The following is an 18,122-nucleotide window of genomic DNA, read 5'->3' on the forward strand; positions in this document are numbered from 1 at the left end:
AAATATATTATGAAAGCAGCAGTAGTAGTTGCAAATGAAGATGTACAGTATCAGGAAATGGAAGAACCTAAGGTGACCAAAGGAACTGTTAAGATACGTGTCAGATATTCTGGTATCTGTGGTTCAGACATTCCGCGTGTCCTGAATCACGGGGTTCATTTTTATCCAATCGTACTTGGACATGAGTTTTCCGGAGATGTAGTGGAAGTTGGGGAAGGTGTGACTAAGGTAAAAGTGGGAGACCGTGTTTCCGGCGCACCGCTTCTTCCATGTATGAAATGTGATGACTGTCAGCAGGGAAATTTCTCTCTCTGTAAGCACTACAGCTTCATAGGCTCCAGACAGCAGGGAAGTAACGCAGACTATGTGGTTGTGCCGGAGCAGAACGCCGTTCCTTTTGAAAGCAGTGTTCCATATGAGCAGGGAGCAATGTTTGAGCCTGCAACTGTTGCAATCCACGGTGTATTCCAGAATGATTACCACGGTGGCGAGTATGTTGCAATTCTTGGCGGTGGTACAGTTGGAATGTTTACCATGCAGTGGACCAAGATCTTTGGTTCCAAGAAAGTGGTAGTTTTTGATATTAGTGAGGAACGCCTTGAGCTGGCGAAACGCCTTGGTGCAGATGAAGTCATCAATACCAGAGAAGAAGGATATATGGAAAAGGCTATGGCGATCACAGGTGGCAAGGGTTACGGTTTTGTCTTTGAGACAGCAGGACAGGTTTCAACCATGCATATGGCATTTGAGCTGGCTGCAAACAAAGCACATGTCTGCTTTATCGGAACCCCTCATGAGAACCTGACATTTACACCGGCGCAGTGGGAAAATATGAATCGTAAAGAATTCAAGCTGACCGGCTCCTGGATGTCTTACAGTGCCCCTTATCCGGGACGTGAATGGGATCTGACTGCACATTATTTTGCAACAGGTCAGCTGAAATTTGATCCTGGATTTATCTACAAAAAAATTCCAATGAGTCAGGCACAGGAAGCATTCCAGTTATTTAAAACACCTGGACTTGTAAAAGGAAAGATTCTTTTGTCAAATGAGGAAGAATAAGATGATACTTACAGTGACATTAAATGCTGCAATCGATAAAAGATATGTAGTAGATGATTTTAAAATAGGAGAAGTAAATCGTGTACGACAATGTTCATATGTTCCTGGTGGTAAGGGACTTAATGTTTCCAAGCCAGCTTCCATTTATGGGGCAGAGGTTGTGGCAACCGGGTTTGTAGGCGGGCATGCGGGAAACTACATTGAAGAGGCTTTGAAACCATTTGGTATTAAGGGAGATTTTTATCATGTGGATGCGGAGAGCAGATCCTGTATTAATATCTGGGATGAAGTTAACCATGTGCAGACAGAATTCCTTGAGCCGGGTTTTACTTTGACAGAAGAAGATTTTCAAGGATTTGAAGAGAAATTCAGAGAACTGGTAAAAGATGCTGATGTAGTTTCCATGTCAGGAAGTGTTCCCAAGGGGCTTGATGGAACTGCATATCAGAGACTGGTCAGAATCGTCAAAGAAGCCGGTAAACCGGTGATTCTTGACACCAGTGGGAAACTGCTGAAAATGGGAATTGAAGCTTGTCCGACACTGATTAAACCGAACATAGATGAAATTCGAATGCTGACAGGTAAACAGTGTGATAATATTCAGGATATTATTGAAGCTGCCAAAACAATTCATGAAAAAGGGGTTGAAATCGTAGCAGTTTCCCTTGGAGCAGACGGTTCTCTGGCAGTAGGAAAGGATGGCATCTTCCGTGCAGTTGTGCCGAAAATCGATGCAGTAAATACAGTAGGCTGCGGAGATTCCATGATTGCAGGTTTTGCACTTGGATTGAGTCAGGGACTTTCATTGGAAGAGACTTTAAGAAGTGCCAGTGCGATTTCCGCAGCATCAGCCATGCGTGAGGAGACTGGATTTTTCGTAATGGAAGATATGGAAAAACTACTTCCGTTAATCAAGATTAAAAAATTATAATAATAAAATCAGGAGGAAATAAAAATGGCAGAATTCATTGATCCGGCGATTGTGCCGAAAGTAACGCTTCCGTCAGGAGAGAAAGTACCTTGTATGGGTATGGGAACCTTTGGTTCTGACCGTGTAAATGCAGAAGAAGTATCTGAGGCTGTGGCAGGTGCGATCCGCAGCGGATATCGTATGTTTGACTGTGCAGCATGCTATGGAAATGAGCATCAGATTGGTGAAGTTTTCAGGGCAGCCTTTGATGAAGGGGTAGTAGAAAGAAAAGATCTTTTCATTATGACAAAGGTATGGAATGACATGCATAGAAAGGTAGAAGAAGCCTGCACCAGAAGCATTGAGGATCTTCAGTGTGACTATGTGGATCTGTATTTTATCCACTGGCCATTCCCGAACTACCATGCACCATTCTGTGATGTAGATTCCAGAAATCCGGAATCCAGACCTTTCAGTGTGGAGGAATTTATGGATACCTATCGTCAGTGTGAGAAACTGGTAGAAAAAGGTAAGATCCGCTATATCGGTATTTCCAATATGACTATTCCGAAACTGGAAGCAGTTCTTCCGTTAATGAAGATCAAACCGGCGGCATGTGAACTGGAGCTGCATCCATGTTTCCAGCAGCAGGAACAGTATGATTATCTGATTGCTCATAACATCCAGCCGGTAGGATATATGCCACTTGGTTCTCCAAGAAGACCGGAAAGAGATATCTGCCCGGAGGATGTGGCTGATATGCAGACCCCAGAAATGCAGGAGATTGCCAAAGCGCATGGAGTACATCCGGCATTGATTGCCCTGAAATGGGCTCATCAGAGAGGGGAAATCTCCATTCCATTTTCTGTACATAACTATGTAAGTAACCTGAAATGTGTAACAGAAGATCCCCTGACTGATGAAGAAATGGCCAAGATCGCTACCCTGGAAAAAGGAAACCGACTTGTCAAAGGCCAGGTGTTCCTGTGGGAAGGCGCAAAGGACTGGCATGACCTGTGGGATGAAGATGGGGTTATTGTAAAATAAAGTGAGAAAAAGCATCTGTTAAAGCAGGTGCTTTTTGTTTTCAATATTTTATTGAGAAAAGCCTGAGAAAAGTTTAAAATAGGAAATAATAAAAAATAAACGAAAGGAGTTTTTATCATGAATAAGCGAACAGAGAGAATGAGCCGGAGTGCAGCTGAGAGAATTAACCGCAAAGATACAATGATTAGACAGAATAATGCAGAACTTGAGGAGCTGAGGAGTCAGTATGAGAATCTGGATATCTGCGAGGAGGATAAGCAGGTGATTGATGATTATATTGCCTGCAAAGATGCCAGAGCTGACAGGATGGCAGAGAAGCTCTATGAAAAGGGAAGAAAAGATGTAAAGAGATGTATCCGTATTCGAAAACTGATCCGCAGATGCATAATTCTGTCTGCCATTGTTACAGTGGTGCTGGTTCAGTATAATAAGAATGAAAAGCTGAGAGAAAGTATGGAGGAACTGCTGAAAATGTTCCGGGATGGAGTGTCTGGTGAAAATTTATAACTGATATAAATAACGCAGATAAAAATGTACTCTCGGAATCTTTTTACAAAAGCAAATACAAGGAAGACTCCGAGAGTGCATAAACGAAAAGGAGCAAGACAGCATGGAAACACAAAGATACTCAATTTTGTACAGCAGTAAAACAGGGAACACAAAGAAGCTTGCGGAGAAGATCAGGGAGGTACTGCCTGAGGAAAACTGTGACTATTTTGGAACAGAAGGAGCAAAGGCTCTTTCTTCCGACATATTATACATTGGATTCTGGACAGATATAGGGAATGCAGATCCTGCAACACTTGAACTGTTAAAGAGTCTGAAAAACAAGAAGATCTTTCTGTTTGGAACAGCAGGTTTCGGAGGCAGTGAAGCCTATTTCCAGCAGGTTCTCGGGAAAGTTAAAGAATCTGTGGATGAGAGTAATACAGTGATGGGAGAATTTATGTGTCAGGGGAAAATGCCCCAGTCAGTCAGGGACAGATACGTAAAGATGAAAGAGAAGCCGGATCATGCGCCGAACCTGGATGAACTGATCCAGAATTTTGACAGGGCGTTATCTCATCCTGACAATGAGGATCTGGACAGACTGGAAGAAATAATCAGAAGAGACCTGAAAAAATAATGAAGTCTTGACTAACAGAGGGAACTGCGGTATAGTGCTCGTTACTAAAAAAGGTAATTCATAAATTTTTATAGATTTTCGCGAAAGAGAGGTAACGAGATATGACATTTTATCAGGAATTACAATTGAGTTCGACCGGCTCCAAGCAGCTGATCAGAAGCACCACAGACCCAAAAGAGAAAAGACGACACATTTTAATCTATAATTTTAAAGTGTATCTGGTTATGGCTTTTTGCGTAGCAGTGGTGAGCATGTACAGCAAGCTTACAGGAAGCAGCAACAGTGTAGTTGGTGTTACTGTTCTGTTGGCAGTGCTTGTGCTGCGGCAGGCAGATTTCGGGATCAGGACAACACATGGACTGCTTTCCATTGCAGGGATCTTCGGAATGCCGGCAGCAGTAGCACTTCGTATAGGTGCCAATGTACTGGGAGCAGCCTATACGGTAATCTGCAATAAAGTGACAGATAAAGTAGCAGAATACATAGGCGCAAACAGATGCGCAGAAAGTCTTCAGGGATAAAGGGAACATTAATATATAATTAGCAGAGGGAGGAGAAAGAACATGAAACAGGATACCCTGGAAGGTAGGGCGAAAACGAAAAATGGTGTAAAACGGTTATGCTTTTCCGCAGTATGTATTTTACTGGAAGCAGCTTTTATCATTGCTATGATCACAAAGCTGAATCAATATGCGGAGATTATCAATCTGATGACAAGGCTTCTTGCAGGTGTACTGGTTCTTAAGCTGTATGCGTCAGACCAGACTTCATCTATGAAAATGCCCTGGGTTATTTTGATCCTTGTATTCCCTATCCTGGGAGTGGGATTGTACTTACTGATTGGTCTCAATGGCGGTACCCGTAAAATGCGGGAGCGTTATGACCAGATCGACAGGGAACTTCTGCCGTTGCTTCCCAATGACAGTGAGTGCAGGGAAACGCTTGGCAGGAAAATCCCGAAGGCAGGCAATATTTCTGATTATATACAGAAAAATGCCTCCTATCCGGTCTATCAGAATACAGATGTTATTTATTATGATGAGGCAGTCAAAGGGCTGGAGGCTCAGCTGGCAGATCTGGCAAAGGCAGAGAAATTTATTTTTATGGAATATCATGCCATTGAGGATGCACAGGCCTGGCATAAAATCCAGAGAGTTCTGGAAGATCGCGTAAAGGCAGGCGTAGAAGTCAGAGTATTTTATGACGACATGGGTTCCATTGGGTTTATCAATACAGACTTCATTAAGAAAATGGAAAATGTGGGAATCCACTGCAGAGTGTTCAACCCTTTTACTCCGGGTCTGAATGTGTTCCTGAATAACCGGGATCACCGCAAGATCACAGTGATCGATGGAAAAGTGGGATTTACCGGCGGTTACAACCTTGCCAACGAATATTTTAATTTCACACATCCTTATGGACAGTGGAAGGATACAGGTATCCGTCTGGAGGGGGAGGCAGTCCGTTCCCTAACAGTAACATTCCTGGAGATGTGGAATGCTGTCAGTGATAAGGATAAAAATGACAGTGATTTTACCGGATTTCTGGTTCAGACAGATTATCAGGCAAAGCAGACAGGCTTTATCCAGCCTTATGCGGACAGTCCTATGGACTATGAACAGGTAGGCGAAGAGGTGTATATCAGTATGGTGAATAAAGCGGAAAAATACTGCTGGTTTATGACACCGTACCTGATCATCACAGATGAAATGAGCCATGCGCTGTGTCTGGCTGCCAAGCGTGGGGTAGATGTGAGGATCATCACACCTGGTATTCCGGATAAAAAGATGATCTACAATATCACACGTTCCTTTTACCATGGACTGGTAAAACATGGAGTGCGTATCTATGAATGGACACCTGGTTTCTGTCATGCAAAGATGAGTGTGGCAGATGACTGTATGGCAACCTGCGGAACCATAAATCTGGATTACAGAAGTCTGTATCATCATTTTGAAAACGGCTGCTTTATGGCAGACTGCCAGGCAGTTCTGGATATCCGAAATGATCTTGCAGCAACAATGGATGAATGCCGTGAAGTCACAGAACAGTACAGTACCGGACGCAGCGCATATCTGCGATTGGGACAGCTGTTTATGAGATTATTTGCGGGATTATTATAACGTTACTGTTTACTCCGTTCACAGTAACGTAGCCAAAATTCATTCCAGATTGCCTGCGGCAATGGAATTTTGGCTTGTATGTCTCGGGATTTTGGCATATCATGCCAAAACACCTCGCGGGGGATAGTGGTGTGCGAACAGCAACATTATAACACTTGGAAAAAAGTAGGATATCGTGTACAATGGAATGGGTAATAGCAAAACTATTAAAATATGGGAGGAATTTTAACTATGGATCTTTCAATCTTAGTAAAAATGTCAAATACTTATGGAAGCAACCCTGCCTATGTTCTTGCAGGCGGTGGTAATACTTCTGTAAAAGACGACACCACATTGTATGTAAAAGGCTCTGGTACACAGCTTGCCACAATCAAGGCAGAGGAATTTGTGGAAATGAGCAGAACACGTTTGAATGAGATCATGAAGACAGATTATCCTGAAGATGATGTCAAACGTGAATCACTGTATCTTGCAGATGTTATGGCTGCAGTAACAGATGCTGACAAAACAAAACGTCCAAGTGTAGAAGCACTGCTTCATAACTTATTTGCCTATACTTATGTACTGCATGTTCATCCTACACTTGTCAATGGACTGACCTGCGGAAAAGGGGCAAAGGAACTCAGCGAACAGATCCTTGGAAAAGATGTACTCTGGATCGATATCTGCAAACCAGGTTATACACTTGCGCGTATTTGCTATGAGAAAATGAATGCTTACAAAGAAGAATTCGGAAAAGATGTTCAGGTTCTTCTGCTCCAGAATCACGGAATTTTCGTTGCAGCAAATACTGTAGAGGAAATTGGAGTGTTATTTGACGATGTGATCAGTAAATTAGAGAAACAGGTAAAGAGAACTGCTGATGTCAGTGATGCTGTTACACCTGAAAAAGAGCAGGCAGCAGAGAAGCTTTCCCAGTTACTGGGACATGCAGTAGAAGTGGTACCTGTAGCAGAAGCTGATCATTTTGTAAAAGATAAAGCAGCGGCTGCACCCCTTCTGAAACCATTTACACCGGATCACATTGTATACTGTGGACCATATCCGTTATTTGTAGAAAATATTGATCAGGCAAAAGATGCGCTGGACGCATTTATGAAAGAGAATGACAAAGAGCCAAGACTGATCCTGGTACAGGGAGTTGGCGCCTTTATTATGGAAGATGATAAGGGAAAAGCTGCAAAAGCACAGCTTCTTGTAAAAGATGCGATTAAGCTTGCAGTATACGCAGAAAGCTTTGGCGGACCGCTTCACATGACAGATGATATTACATACTTTATCACACATTGGGAAGCAGAAGCATACCGCAGTAAGAAGTGATATAATAAAATATCCGCTTGCCTCAAACCAGGCAAGCAGCAAAGCGGATGATTTTATCCAATTGACTAAGGGAGTGTGAAAAAACATAAGTTTTTTCACACTCCCTTTAAGTTCAGGTAACTGTCCGGCATGCTGTGCAACACGGAACAGTTACGGATATTATTTTATTTTCAGGCTTTTCTGAAAGCGGCTCTCTTACGTTCTCTGGAATCCAGCAGTCTCTTACGGATACGGAGAGATTCCGGTGTAACCTCCAGAAGTTCATCCTGGTCGATGAAATCGATGGCCTGTTCCAGGCTGAGAACTCTTGGTGGAGTTAATTTCAGTGCATCATCAGCGGAAGAAGAACGTGTGTTAGTCAGATGCTTTGTCTTGCATACGTTCAGCTCGATATCTTCGGCTTTACCATTCTGTCCGATAACCATACCGCTGTAAACCTTTGCACCAGGTCCGATAAACAGAGTACCACGCTCCTGAGCTGCGAACAGACCATAAGTAACAGCTTCGCCAGCCTCGAAAGCAATCAGAGATCCCTGTTTTCTGTACTGGAAATCTCCCTTGTAAGGAGCATATCCGTCAAACATGGTATTGATAATGCCGGTACCCTTGGTGGAAGTAAGGAACTCACCGCGGAATCCGATCAGTCCACGGGAAGGAATGTGGAACTCCAGACGGACAGTACCGTCACTGGCAGTACTCATACCCTGCAGCTCACCTTTACGTTCGCTGAGCTTCTGGATCACAGTACCGGAAAATTCTTCCGGAACATCTACATAAGCGATTTCCATTGGTTCAAGTTTTTTGCCGCGCTCGTCTGTTTTGTACAGAACCTCCGGTTTACTTACTGCAAATTCATAGCCTTCACGTCTCATATTTTCGATCAGGACAGACAGATGAAGCTCTCCACGTCCGGAAACCTTAAATGCCTCTGTTGTTTCCGTATCTTCCACACGAAGGCTGACATCAGTGTTCAGCTCACGGTAGAGACGGTCACGAAGATGACGGGATGTGATGTATTTACCTTCCTGACCAGCCAGCGGACTGTCATTTACGATGAAGTTCATGGCGATAGTAGGCTCGGAAATCTTCTGGAAAGGAATTGCCTCCGGGTTTTCTCCACCGCAGAGAGTATCACCGATATGGATGTCTGCAATACCGGAAATAGCAACGATAGAACCAATTGTAGCTTCCTTTACTTCAACCTTATTCAGACCGTCAAACTCATAAAGCTTGCTGATCTTAACTTTCTTACGTTTGTCCAGATTATGATGGTTTAACAGAGTCAGCTCCTGATTTACTGCAATTGTACCATTCTCAACTTTACCTACACCGATACGTCCAACATATTCGTTGTAGTCAATGGTACTGATCAGAACCTGAGTATCTGCATCAGGATCTCCCTCCGGAGCCGGGATATATTTCAGGATAGCGTCAAACAGCGGAGCCATATCCTTAGGAGTATCATTTAAGTCGATCACAGCATGACCTGCTTTTGCAGAAGCATACAGGAACGGACAGTCAAGCTGCTCATCAGAAGCACCAAGATCCATAAGAAGTTCCAGAACTTCATCTACAACCTCGTCAGGACGAGCCTCGGGACGGTCGATCTTGTTGATACAAACGATTACATGGAGATCAAGTTCAAGGGCTTTCTTAAGAACGAATTTAGTCTGAGGCATAGCACCTTCGAAAGCATCAACGAGAAGAATAACACCGTCTACCATCTTAAGTACACGTTCTACCTCGCCACCGAAATCAGCATGTCCTGGTGTGTCGATGATGTTGATCTTTGTATCTTTGTAATGAATAGCTGTATTCTTGGATAAAATAGTGATGCCACGTTCACGTTCGATGTCATTGGAGTCCATGACACGTTCCTGAACTTCCTGGTTCTCACGGAATACACCGCTCTGTTTCAGAAGCTGGTCAACCAGAGTTGTTTTACCGTGGTCAACGTGTGCGATAATGGCTACGTTACGGACGTCTTCACGTTTTGTTCTCATAAAATGATTTCCTTTCCTCTTTACTAAATGATTGGTAATGTATTTATTCCTATTATATGTGTTTTTTTCTTCAATAAGTTACCCGATTTTCCAGTTTACCACATTTTCCACAGATTACAAGGTGTTATAATAATTTTTTTTATTTTTACAGATTCTGGTTCTAAACAGGAAAGCCTGTACATAACCTTATAAAGAACAATATAAGGTACGCCAGGGCAGGAGAACAGAAACTGCAGTCTGTCCTGAGAGGAAGGAGAACAAATTATGGCAGATAAAATTATTGAAAACAATCAGGTATCAATGATGGGCAAGATTGCAGCAGGATTTACCTTCAGCCATCAGGTGTTTGGTGAAGGCTTTTATATGACAGAGCTTATGGTAAAAAGGCTCAGCGATTCAGAGGACAGGATTCCGGTAATGGTTTCGGAACGGCTGATCGATGTGACACAGGATTATATTGGAGAGTATGTAGAGATTCACGGACAGTTTCGTTCCTATAACAGGCATGAGGAGAAACATAACCGTCTGGTGCTTTCTGTGTTTACCAGAGAACTGAAATTTGTAGAGGAAGAAGATGATATAGTTCCGGTAAACCAGATTTTTCTGGATGGCTATATCTGTAAACCTCCGGTATACCGGAAAACTCCTCTGGGACGGGAGATCGCGGATCTGCTTCTGGCTGTGAACAGACCTTATGGAAAATCTGATTACATACCTTGCATCTGCTGGGGCAGAAATGCCCGATATGCTTCTGCCTTTGAAGTGGGTGGCCATGTACTGATCTGGGGCAGAATCCAGAGCAGGGAATATATGAAACGGACAGGAGAAAATGAGACAGAGAAAAGAGTGGCTTATGAGGTATCTGTGAGCAAACTGGAATATATAGAATAAAAGATTCTGCATTCTGCTGCCTGTGAACAGTGACCGGGAAATAACATTTACTTGCAATTATTCAGAAACTGAGGTAATATAAGCGTATTCAAAAACAATTCAGGTCAGAGGCAGATACCTTTTGACTCTGACATTATTTTATTAGATTAAGAGGAATTGTCTGTCATGGAAAAGGAATTTACAGAAGTTTACTGTGGAAGTGGGAAAGGCAAGACTACTCTGGCAGTTGGCCAGTGCCTGAAAGCTTCTGCCAACGGTAAGAGTGTGATCATTATTCAGTTTCTGAAAGGTAAGGAGCGGCGAGAACTGGATTTTCTGGAGGAGCTGGAGAATCAGGATATCAAGATTTTCCGGTTCGAAAAGATGGAGAAATGCTATGAGCAGCTTAATGACCAGGAGAAAGAAGAGGAAAATAATAATATCCTGAATGCGTTGAATTTTGCAAGAAAGGTAATTGCTACTCAGGAATGTGATTTTCTGCTGCTGGATGAAATTCTTGGACTGCTGGATTATGGAATTGCAACAGAGGAGGCGTTGGAGGAAATCCTGAAGCTGAAGGATGACAGTATGCATATTATTCTTACAGGAAGAGTTTTACCGGAGGGACTGCGTAAATATGCAGACAGTGTAACCACATTGACAACAGAACTTCTGCACTGTGATAAGCAGTAAAGTGCTAACTGTTCACATGCTGTTATTCCGCCAGGTGTTGAGACGGAAAGTTGATAATAAAAAAGATAGCTACAGAAGAATAAGGAGGAAAGCAAATGGCAATTTTTAAAGGTGCGGGCGTTGCAATCGTAACCCCTATGTATGAGGATGGTAAGGTTAATTATGACAAGCTTGAGGAGCTTCTGGAGTTCCAGATCGCCAACAGTACAGATGCCATCATTATCTGTGGAACCACAGGTGAGTCATCTACTATGACACATGGAGAACATCTTAAAACAATCAAATTTGCAATTGATAAAGTAAATAAAAGAGTGCCTGTTATTGCAGGTACAGGTTCCAACTGTACAGAAACTGCGATCATGATGTCAAAAGAGGCAGCTTCCTATGGTGCAGATGCACTGCTGGTGGTAACTCCTTATTATAATAAGGCAACACAGAAGGGACTGATCGCTCATTATACAGCCATTGCTGAAGCTGTACCGGAAACTCCGATCATTATGTATAATGTACCAAGCCGTACCGGATGTAACATTCAGCCTGCAACAGCAGTAGCTCTTGCAAAGAACGTAAAGAACATCGTTGGTATCAAGGCTGCAAGCGGAGATCTGTCACAGATCGCAACGATGATGTCCATGGCTGACGGATGCATTGAACTGTATTCCGGAAATGATGACCAGGTACTGCCGATCCTTTCACTTGGCGGACTTGGAGTGATTTCTGTACTTTCTAACGTGGCTCCCAAGGAAACTCATGATATGGTCATGAAATTCCTGGAAGGAGATATCAAGGGTGCAGCTGAGATCCAGTTAAAGGCAATCCCACTGATCCATGCATTATTCAGCGAAGTAAATCCTATTCCTGTAAAAGCAGCCCTGAACCTGATGGGTAAGGAAGCAGGCCCGCTTCGTATGCCGCTGACAGAAATGGATGATGCAAATAAAGCAGTTCTGGCACAGGCTATGAAGGACTTCGGTATCAAACTGGCATAAGGAACAGGACAACGGAATTTGAAAGGAAATTACAAATGGTAAAGATTATTATGCATGGCTGCAACGGCCACATGGGGCAGGTGATTTCCGGACTTGTAGCACAGGATCCGGATGCGGAGATTGTAGCTGGTATTGATGTAGCAGACCAGGGTAAGAACAGCTATCCTGTTTACACAAATATGAAAGAATGTCAGGTAGAAGCAGATGCTCTGATCGATTTTTCTTCTGCCAAAGCGACAGATGCACTTTTAGATTATTGTGCAGAACGTAAGCTTCCGGTAGTTTTATGTACTACAGGATTAAGCGAGGAGCAGCTTGCGAAGGTGGAAGAGACAGCGAAGAAAGTAGCTGTTCTGAAATCTGCCAATATGTCTCTGGGTATTAATACATTAATGAAACTGATCCAGGATGCGGCAAAAGTTCTGGCTACAGCAGGTTTCGATATGGAGATCGTGGAGAAACATCATCGTCTGAAACTGGATGCACCCAGCGGAACAGCGCTGGCTCTGGCAGACAGCCTGAATGAGGCTATGGATAACCAGTATCATTATACTTATGACCGCAGCCAGAGACGTCAGATGCGTGATGATAAAGAAATCGGTATTTCTGCCGTACGAGGCGGTACGATCGTGGGAGAGCATGAAGTGATCTTTGCAGGTTCCGATGAAGTGATCGAGTTTAAGCATACTGCATATTCCAAGGCCGTATTTGGCAAGGGAGCGGTTGAAGCAGCCAAGTTCCTGGCAGGTAAACCGGCAGGACGTTATGAAATGAGCGATGTGATCAGCGCTAAATAATACAAAAGAGGAAATACATTTATGTTATCTGTAAATGTACTTCCTCTTTTTTTATAATTTTTTATAAGTCAGGAGCGTAACTCCTTTTTCTGATATTGAGAAAACCATGGACAATAGAATCAATGCAGATATGCATAATTCAGCAGGGTGCGTGAATCCTGCCACCTGGCTGCAGAGGTCGGACCGCCAAGAACTACCGAAATATAGGTATGGCCTTTACTGGATTGGGATAAGCCTATGAAACAGTATTTGGCTTTGCTGGTAAATCCGGTTTTCATTCCCTGTACACCCGGAACATTTCCAAGAAGGGCATTTGTGGTGTTTACATAGAATCTGCGTCCTGTGTTCAGACTGCTGAAGGAATAAGAGCCTGTCCGGATCAGGCTGCGGAAGGTCTGGTTGCGAAGTGCATATCGGGCAATTTTGGCAAGATCAGAAGCTGTGGTGTAGTGGTTATATCCTGCGTCCAGTCCATTTGGGGTAGCAAAATGTGTATTTGTGCATCCTATTTCAGCAGCCTTTTTGTTCATAAGATTTACAAATTTGTCGGCAGAACCGCTGACATGTTCTGCAATGGCCACTGCAGTGTCATTATGGGAAGGAAGCATCAGTGAATATAGAAGATCCCGCAGGTAAAAAATTTCTCCTGCATTGGCATAGAGCTTGGAAGCTTCAATAGATGCTGCGTAGGGAGAGAATTTCACCTTTTCATTTAATTTACAGTTTTCCAGAGCAAGAATACAGGTCATGATTTTGTGGTACTTGCATTTGCATGAGGGACATCTGCGTTTTTGGAGTATATGACTTTTCCGGTGTCTGCATTGATTAAAAGTGCACAGTCAGATGACAGATTGTAATTTAATCCGGAATGATGCAGAACTCCACTGTTGTCAAAGTAATAATTTACTTTCTTGATCTTTTGCTGTCCTGTGACAGCTTTGTAGTCAGAACCAAAATAGAATTTTCTGCCGGAAGTATCGGTGCACCATCCGGTAATTGCTGCTCCGTCTTTTCCTGCATAGTAATAATCTCCTTTATAGTGAATCAGAGAGTTGCGGAACAGATATCCCTGGGAGCGGGTGCCGAAGTAGTATTTTTTACCGTTGACAGTGTGGCAGCCTGAGTTACATTACTGCTGAAAATAAGAAAAAATACAGTAAGGAACAGTAAAAAAATATTGCTTTTTCTCTTCATAAGACATCTCCTGTAAAATTAATAAAGAATATATGTGTTACTAATAATCAGAATAGCACGAAAAAGTAAGTTTTTCCAGTATAGTACAAATTTTTTTGCACATATTAAACATACAAAGGTTACTGTTTACTTTGTGATCGGTAACGTACAATATTAATTCCGGAAGAATCTGTCCTGTCAGGGTGGAAGAGACCCGGAGAAAGGGAGAAAAATATGAGAAAAAATGCAAAAAAAATTTTGGTGGGCGCTGTGCTGATTCTGACTCTGGCTATTTTTACAGCCTGTGGGAGCAGTAATAATGCGGATGAGGTGGAAAAAGAGAATAACAAGACAACAGAGGAAAATGTGGCAGAAAATGAGAGTGTAGATAAGAATGATACAGACAGCAGTGAAAAAGATGAGAAGGGTACAGATGAGAAGACTTCAGATGACAGGGATACAGATGAGAATAGGGAAGAAGAAAAGAAAGAAGACAGTAACAATGATGGCACTGTATCCGGTGAGCTTGGAAACAGTGTAAAGGATCTGGGCGAAGGCGTGGGAAATGCTGTTGAGGATGTGGGAGATGCAGTGGGAAATGCCACGGAAGGAAGGTAAGCCCTAAGCTTTTTGGAACGGTAGTGCGGATTTATGGGATGGGATCGTTGCTGGGAACGAAGTGAACAGTAACACAATAAATCCGCACTGTAAGTCCCGGGTTGCGGTATTGAGATAATTTATGGTATTATCATGATAAAGTGTAAGGCGGCAGCCACTGCAGATAAAAATATACGGAGGTAGAAAAGAATATGAGATTTCGCCCATGTATTGATATACATAATGGAAAAGTAAAGCAAATAGTAGGAGGGAGCCTGACAGATGTGCAGGATCAGGCAGAGGAGAATTTTGTGTCAGAACAGGACGGTGCATTTTATGCCAGGTTATACAGGGAAGCTGACTTAAGCGGCGGGCATGTGATTCTTCTTAACAGCCAGGATTCTCCATATTATGAGGCAACCAGGGCACAGGCATTTTTGGCGCTGAAGGCTTATCCCGGAGGTCTGCAGCTTGGAGGTGGGGTGAATCCTCAAAATGCAGGTGTTTATCTGGATGCAGGAGCCAGCCATGTGATCGTTACCTCTTATGTATTCAGGGATGGCAGGATTTCCTGGGAAAAGCTGGAGGAAATGGAGCAGGCTGCAGGACGGGAACATCTGGTCCTGGATCTAAGCTGCAGAAAAAAGGAAAACAGCTATTATATAGTTACAGACCGCTGGCAGAAATTCACAGATGTACCGGTAACCCTGGAGACTATGGAAGAGCTGGGTGAACACTGTGATGAGTTCCTGGTACATGCAGTGGATGTAGAAGGAAAAGCCCATGGAGTAGAGACGGAGCTGGCGGAGCTCCTCAGCGGATATACAAAGCGGCCGGTTACCTATGCCGGAGGTGTTGGTTCTATGGCTGATATTGAACTGCTGAGAAAATATGGGAAAAATAATCTGGATGTTACGGTAGGTAGTGCACTGGATCTTTTTGGAGGGAAAATCCCGTTCAGAGAGCTTGCAGAACTGCGCTAAAAGGTATACTGAATCTGCATGACCTTTATAATTGCGGCAGGAATTAGAGAATACATAGGAAAATAACAGAAAAAATATGAAATTTTTATAAAATGATGTTAAAATTCGGAAAGGTGTGTTATAATAGGTTCATCAAACAGCAAAGGGGATGGAAGCATGAAATTTATCATCAGCGGAAAAAATATAGCAGTTACCGAGGGACTGAGAACGGCGGTAGAGGATAAGCTCGGCAAACTGGAAAGGTATTTCACTCCTGACACCGAGATTGTAGTAACTTTAAGTGTTGAAAAAGAAAGACAGAAAATTGAAGTGACAATTCCTGTAAAAGGCAACATCATCCGTTCTGAGCAGATCAGCAATGATATGTATGTATCTATTGATCTTGTGGAAGAGGTCATTGAACGTCAGCTTCGCAAATACAAAAATAAACTGGTAGACAAACAGCAGGCAGCAGCCAATTTCCAGAAAGCATATCTGGACAAGGATTACGAGGAAGATGAAGAAGTTAAGATCATCCGTACCAAGAAATTCGGCATCAAGCCAATGTATCCGGAGGATGCATGTGTACAGATGGAGCTTCTGGGACATAATTTCTTTGTATTCTATAATGCAGAGACAGATCAGGTAAATGTAGTGTACAAACGTAAAGGTAATACTTACGGACTGATCGAGCCGGAATTTTAGTACATTGTTTCATAAATTTTAAAAGATCATAGAAATTCAGCCAGGTTTGGAAAAGGGAAATTTCCCAGGTTCCGGCCTGGCTGTTTTTATTTGTCTGTGAGTTTTGACGTAGTATGGAAAATATGATAAAATGTAAGGAAATTGCGGCTGTGAAAAAAGACAGCTGTAAAAAATCCTGAAAAGAAAAGAGGAACAGAACATTATGAGAGAAGCCGGAGTTTTAATGCCAGTTTCTGCACTTCCATCCCGTGTAGGTGCAGGAGAGCTTGGTGAATCAGCATTTCATTTTATAGAATTGTTAAAGAAAAATCATGTCAGGATCTGGCAGATTCTTCCTTTGAACCCTGTAGGATATGGAAATTCTCCCTATCAGCCATATTCTTCCTGTGCAGGAGATGACATTTATATCAGTCTGGATACTCTGGCAGAAGAGGGACTGCTCAAAAAATCACCAATGCTTTTTCTGGAAAAGTGTAAAAAGGTGGATTATGAAAGAGTCCGTCAGTACAGAGAGCCCTATCTGAGAGCGGCATTTATGGCTTTTGTGGAGCAAAAGGGCTATGAGAAACCAGAGTATAAAGAGTTTGCTGCTCAATCCTGGGTCTATGAATATGGTGTTTTCCGTGCATTAAAGAAAGCAAATAACGGAGCCTGCTGGAATGAATGGCCAGAGGAAGACCGTACCTGGCCTGAGAACAGACACGTACTGGATACAGAGGTAGAAGCAGAAGCAAGATACCAGATGTTCCTTCAGTATATTTTCTATACCCAGTGGATGAAAGTAAAGAAAGCTGCCAATGAAGCAGGAATCCAGATTATGGGAGATGTTCCTTTCTATGTGGGACAGGACTCTGTGGATGTGTGGGGCGGAAAGGATAATTTCCTTCTGGACACAGATGGACGTCCGATTTTTATTGCAGGGGTACCACCGGATTATTTCAGCGCAGTAGGACAGAGATGGGGAAATCCAATCTATGATTGGGAGCATATGAAAGAGCAAGGCTATCAGTTCTGGACAGACAGGATCGGATATAGTAATAAACTTTTTGATATTATCCGTATTGACCATTTTCGTGCATTTGACACATACTGGAAGATTCCAGCTTCCTGTCCTACTGCCATTGAAGGGGAGTGGATCGAGGCACCGGGTTATGAGGTTATCGATATTCTGCAGGATAAGATTCCGGGACTGAACCTGGTGGCTGAGGATCTGGGAGATCTTCGCCCGGAAGTACTTACCCTGAAGGATCATTACCATCTGAAGGGAATGAAGGTCTTCCTTTTCTCTGTTGAAACAGGTGGAAAATATGCCCGAGATATTTTCCATGATGTGGAAAATATGATCTTCTATACAGGAACTCATGATAATGATACAGTGATGGAATGGTATGGCAGGCTCAGCACAGCAGCCAGGAGAAAATTCCGCAAATTCCTGAAGCGCAACGGAGCAAAACAGGGATCTGTAAAGGACAGAGTGCTGGCTTATACTCTGGGTAATCAGGCAGAATATGCTATTATTCCGATGGCAGATATTCTTGGACTTGGAAAAGAGGGTCATATTAATACACCTGGAACCATCGGTTCCCCTAACTGGGAATGGCATTTGCCGGATTTTGTACAGGCAGAGAAGGAACTGGTTTCTTATGGCCGTCTGATTGTAAAGACAGGCAGAAGTTAAGTCTTTGGTTTGCGGTTTTGTTCTTGGTTTGTTCATGAAATATTTATTGTGTTCCGCCATGGAAAGT

General features: G+C 42.9%; 17 protein-coding genes and 1 pseudogene. 16 read left to right on the forward strand and 2 right to left on the reverse strand.

Features of this window, described 5'->3' with window-relative positions; genetic code table 11:
* Positions 1-9: 9 nt before the first annotated feature.
* The 8 genes and pseudogenes from ACTNDS_RS03295 (at position 10) to ACTNDS_RS03330 (ending at position 7,588) form a co-directional block, all read left to right on the forward strand.
* The gene (locus ACTNDS_RS03295) at positions 10-1,062 is read left to right on the forward strand and encodes a galactitol-1-phosphate 5-dehydrogenase (RefSeq protein WP_441033619.1); all 1,053 of its coding nucleotides are present in this window, start codon (positions 10-12) and stop codon (positions 1,060-1,062) included.
* 1 nt (position 1,063) lies between these two features.
* Entirely contained in the window at positions 1,064-1,993 is a 930-nt protein-coding gene (pfkB, locus tag ACTNDS_RS03300; protein ID WP_441033621.1) for a 1-phosphofructokinase, read from the forward strand.
* Between the two features lie 24 nt (positions 1,994-2,017).
* Positions 2,018-3,019 (forward strand): aldo/keto reductase, encoded by a 1,002-nt coding sequence (locus tag ACTNDS_RS03305; protein WP_441033624.1) that lies wholly within the window; start codon positions 2,018-2,020, stop codon positions 3,017-3,019.
* A 117-nt stretch (positions 3,020-3,136) separates the two neighbouring features.
* Positions 3,137-3,526: a hypothetical protein gene (locus tag ACTNDS_RS03310; protein WP_441033627.1), complete on the forward strand. Its 390-nt coding sequence runs from the start codon at positions 3,137-3,139 to the stop codon at positions 3,524-3,526.
* Between the two features lie 103 nt (positions 3,527-3,629).
* Positions 3,630-4,145 (forward strand): flavodoxin family protein BilS, encoded by a 516-nt coding sequence (gene bilS, locus ACTNDS_RS03315; RefSeq protein WP_173743606.1) that lies wholly within the window; start codon positions 3,630-3,632, stop codon positions 4,143-4,145.
* A 101-nt stretch (positions 4,146-4,246) separates the two neighbouring features.
* A pseudogene (locus tag ACTNDS_RS03320) lies at positions 4,247-4,534 on the forward strand (FUSC family protein); the annotation flags it as partial.
* 174 nt (positions 4,535-4,708) lie between these two features.
* Positions 4,709-6,268 (forward strand): cardiolipin synthase, encoded by a 1,560-nt coding sequence (gene cls / locus ACTNDS_RS03325; RefSeq protein ID WP_441033630.1) that lies wholly within the window; start codon positions 4,709-4,711, stop codon positions 6,266-6,268.
* Between the two features lie 231 nt (positions 6,269-6,499).
* Positions 6,500-7,588 carry a class II aldolase/adducin family protein gene (locus ACTNDS_RS03330; RefSeq protein ID WP_173743603.1) on the forward strand — a complete coding sequence of 363 codons (1,089 nt, stop codon included), beginning with the start codon at positions 6,500-6,502 and terminating at the stop codon, positions 7,586-7,588.
* Positions 7,589-7,758: 170 nt separating this feature from the next.
* Here the strand turns inward: ACTNDS_RS03330 and typA are convergent, their stop codons facing one another.
* Positions 7,759-9,591 (reverse strand): translational GTPase TypA, encoded by a 1,833-nt coding sequence (gene typA / locus ACTNDS_RS03335; protein ID WP_441033634.1) that lies wholly within the window; start codon positions 9,589-9,591, stop codon positions 7,759-7,761.
* Between the two features lie 264 nt (positions 9,592-9,855).
* Here typA and ACTNDS_RS03340 point away from each other — a divergent pair, with 264 nt between their 5' ends.
* The 4 genes from ACTNDS_RS03340 to dapB all read left to right on the forward strand — a co-directional run bounded on the left by ACTNDS_RS03340 (position 9,856) and on the right by dapB (position 12,940).
* On the forward strand, positions 9,856-10,482 hold the full coding sequence (locus ACTNDS_RS03340; RefSeq protein WP_441033636.1) for a single-stranded DNA-binding protein: 627 nt from the start codon (positions 9,856-9,858) through the stop codon (positions 10,480-10,482).
* A gap of 165 nt (positions 10,483-10,647) precedes the next feature.
* Complete coding sequence (locus ACTNDS_RS03345; protein WP_441033639.1) at positions 10,648-11,154, forward strand: cob(I)yrinic acid a,c-diamide adenosyltransferase; 507 nt, start codon at positions 10,648-10,650, stop codon at positions 11,152-11,154.
* Positions 11,155-11,249: 95 nt separating this feature from the next.
* Positions 11,250-12,143: a 4-hydroxy-tetrahydrodipicolinate synthase gene (dapA, locus tag ACTNDS_RS03350; RefSeq protein WP_173743601.1), complete on the forward strand. Its 894-nt coding sequence runs from the start codon at positions 11,250-11,252 to the stop codon at positions 12,141-12,143.
* A gap of 35 nt (positions 12,144-12,178) precedes the next feature.
* Positions 12,179-12,940: a 4-hydroxy-tetrahydrodipicolinate reductase gene (gene dapB, locus ACTNDS_RS03355; RefSeq protein ID WP_441033642.1), complete on the forward strand. Its 762-nt coding sequence runs from the start codon at positions 12,179-12,181 to the stop codon at positions 12,938-12,940.
* Between the two features lie 119 nt (positions 12,941-13,059).
* Here dapB and ACTNDS_RS03360 read toward each other — a convergent pair whose 3' ends face one another.
* Complete coding sequence (locus ACTNDS_RS03360) at positions 13,060-13,689, reverse strand: D-alanyl-D-alanine carboxypeptidase family protein (RefSeq protein WP_441033645.1); 630 nt, start codon at positions 13,687-13,689, stop codon at positions 13,060-13,062.
* Between the two features lie 658 nt (positions 13,690-14,347).
* On the opposite strand from ACTNDS_RS03360, the gene ACTNDS_RS03365 reads away from it, so the two are divergent.
* From ACTNDS_RS03365 to malQ, 4 genes are all read left to right on the forward strand, one after another.
* Positions 14,348-14,731 carry a hypothetical protein gene (locus ACTNDS_RS03365; RefSeq protein WP_441033648.1) on the forward strand — a complete coding sequence of 128 codons (384 nt, stop codon included), beginning with the start codon at positions 14,348-14,350 and terminating at the stop codon, positions 14,729-14,731.
* A 191-nt stretch (positions 14,732-14,922) separates the two neighbouring features.
* Complete coding sequence (hisA, locus tag ACTNDS_RS03370) at positions 14,923-15,693, forward strand: phosphoribosylformimino-5-aminoimidazole carboxamide ribotide isomerase (RefSeq protein ID WP_303242967.1); 771 nt, start codon at positions 14,923-14,925, stop codon at positions 15,691-15,693.
* Between the two features lie 156 nt (positions 15,694-15,849).
* Positions 15,850-16,377, forward strand: a complete 528-nt coding sequence (gene hpf, locus ACTNDS_RS03375) for a ribosome hibernation-promoting factor, HPF/YfiA family (RefSeq protein WP_173743596.1) — start codon at positions 15,850-15,852, stop codon at positions 16,375-16,377.
* Between the two features lie 175 nt (positions 16,378-16,552).
* Complete coding sequence (gene malQ / locus ACTNDS_RS03380) at positions 16,553-18,055, forward strand: 4-alpha-glucanotransferase (protein WP_441033862.1); 1,503 nt, start codon at positions 16,553-16,555, stop codon at positions 18,053-18,055.
* Positions 18,056-18,122 lie beyond the last annotated feature (67 nt).

Source organism: Blautia sp. HCP3S3_C12, from assembly GCF_052064155.1.
Lineage (GTDB): Bacteria > Bacillota > Clostridia > Lachnospirales > Lachnospiraceae > Blautia_A.

Bases quoted from the DNA above. Each gene is read 5' to 3' on its own strand.
- ACTNDS_RS03295 (WP_441033619.1), top strand. From the start codon at position 10: ATGAAAGCAGCAGTAGTAGTTGCAAATGAAGATGTACAGTATCAGGAA.
- pfkB (WP_441033621.1), top strand. From the start codon at position 1,064: ATGATACTTACAGTGACATTAAATGCTGCAATCGATAAAAGATATGTA.
- ACTNDS_RS03305 (WP_441033624.1), top strand. From the start codon at position 2,018: ATGGCAGAATTCATTGATCCGGCGATTGTGCCGAAAGTAACGCTTCCG.
- ACTNDS_RS03310 (WP_441033627.1), top strand. From the start codon at position 3,137: ATGAATAAGCGAACAGAGAGAATGAGCCGGAGTGCAGCTGAGAGAATT.
- bilS (WP_173743606.1), top strand. From the start codon at position 3,630: ATGGAAACACAAAGATACTCAATTTTGTACAGCAGTAAAACAGGGAAC.
- cls (WP_441033630.1), top strand. From the start codon at position 4,709: ATGAAACAGGATACCCTGGAAGGTAGGGCGAAAACGAAAAATGGTGTA.
- ACTNDS_RS03330 (WP_173743603.1), top strand. From the start codon at position 6,500: ATGGATCTTTCAATCTTAGTAAAAATGTCAAATACTTATGGAAGCAAC.
- typA (WP_441033634.1), bottom strand. From the start codon at position 9,591: ATGAGAACAAAACGTGAAGACGTCCGTAACGTAGCCATTATCGCACAC.
- ACTNDS_RS03340 (WP_441033636.1), top strand. From the start codon at position 9,856: ATGGCAGATAAAATTATTGAAAACAATCAGGTATCAATGATGGGCAAG.
- ACTNDS_RS03345 (WP_441033639.1), top strand. From the start codon at position 10,648: ATGGAAAAGGAATTTACAGAAGTTTACTGTGGAAGTGGGAAAGGCAAG.
- dapA (WP_173743601.1), top strand. From the start codon at position 11,250: ATGGCAATTTTTAAAGGTGCGGGCGTTGCAATCGTAACCCCTATGTAT.
- dapB (WP_441033642.1), top strand. From the start codon at position 12,179: ATGGTAAAGATTATTATGCATGGCTGCAACGGCCACATGGGGCAGGTG.
- ACTNDS_RS03360 (WP_441033645.1), bottom strand. From the start codon at position 13,689: ATGACCTGTATTCTTGCTCTGGAAAACTGTAAATTAAATGAAAAGGTG.
- ACTNDS_RS03365 (WP_441033648.1), top strand. From the start codon at position 14,348: ATGAGAAAAAATGCAAAAAAAATTTTGGTGGGCGCTGTGCTGATTCTG.
- hisA (WP_303242967.1), top strand. From the start codon at position 14,923: ATGAGATTTCGCCCATGTATTGATATACATAATGGAAAAGTAAAGCAA.
- hpf (WP_173743596.1), top strand. From the start codon at position 15,850: ATGAAATTTATCATCAGCGGAAAAAATATAGCAGTTACCGAGGGACTG.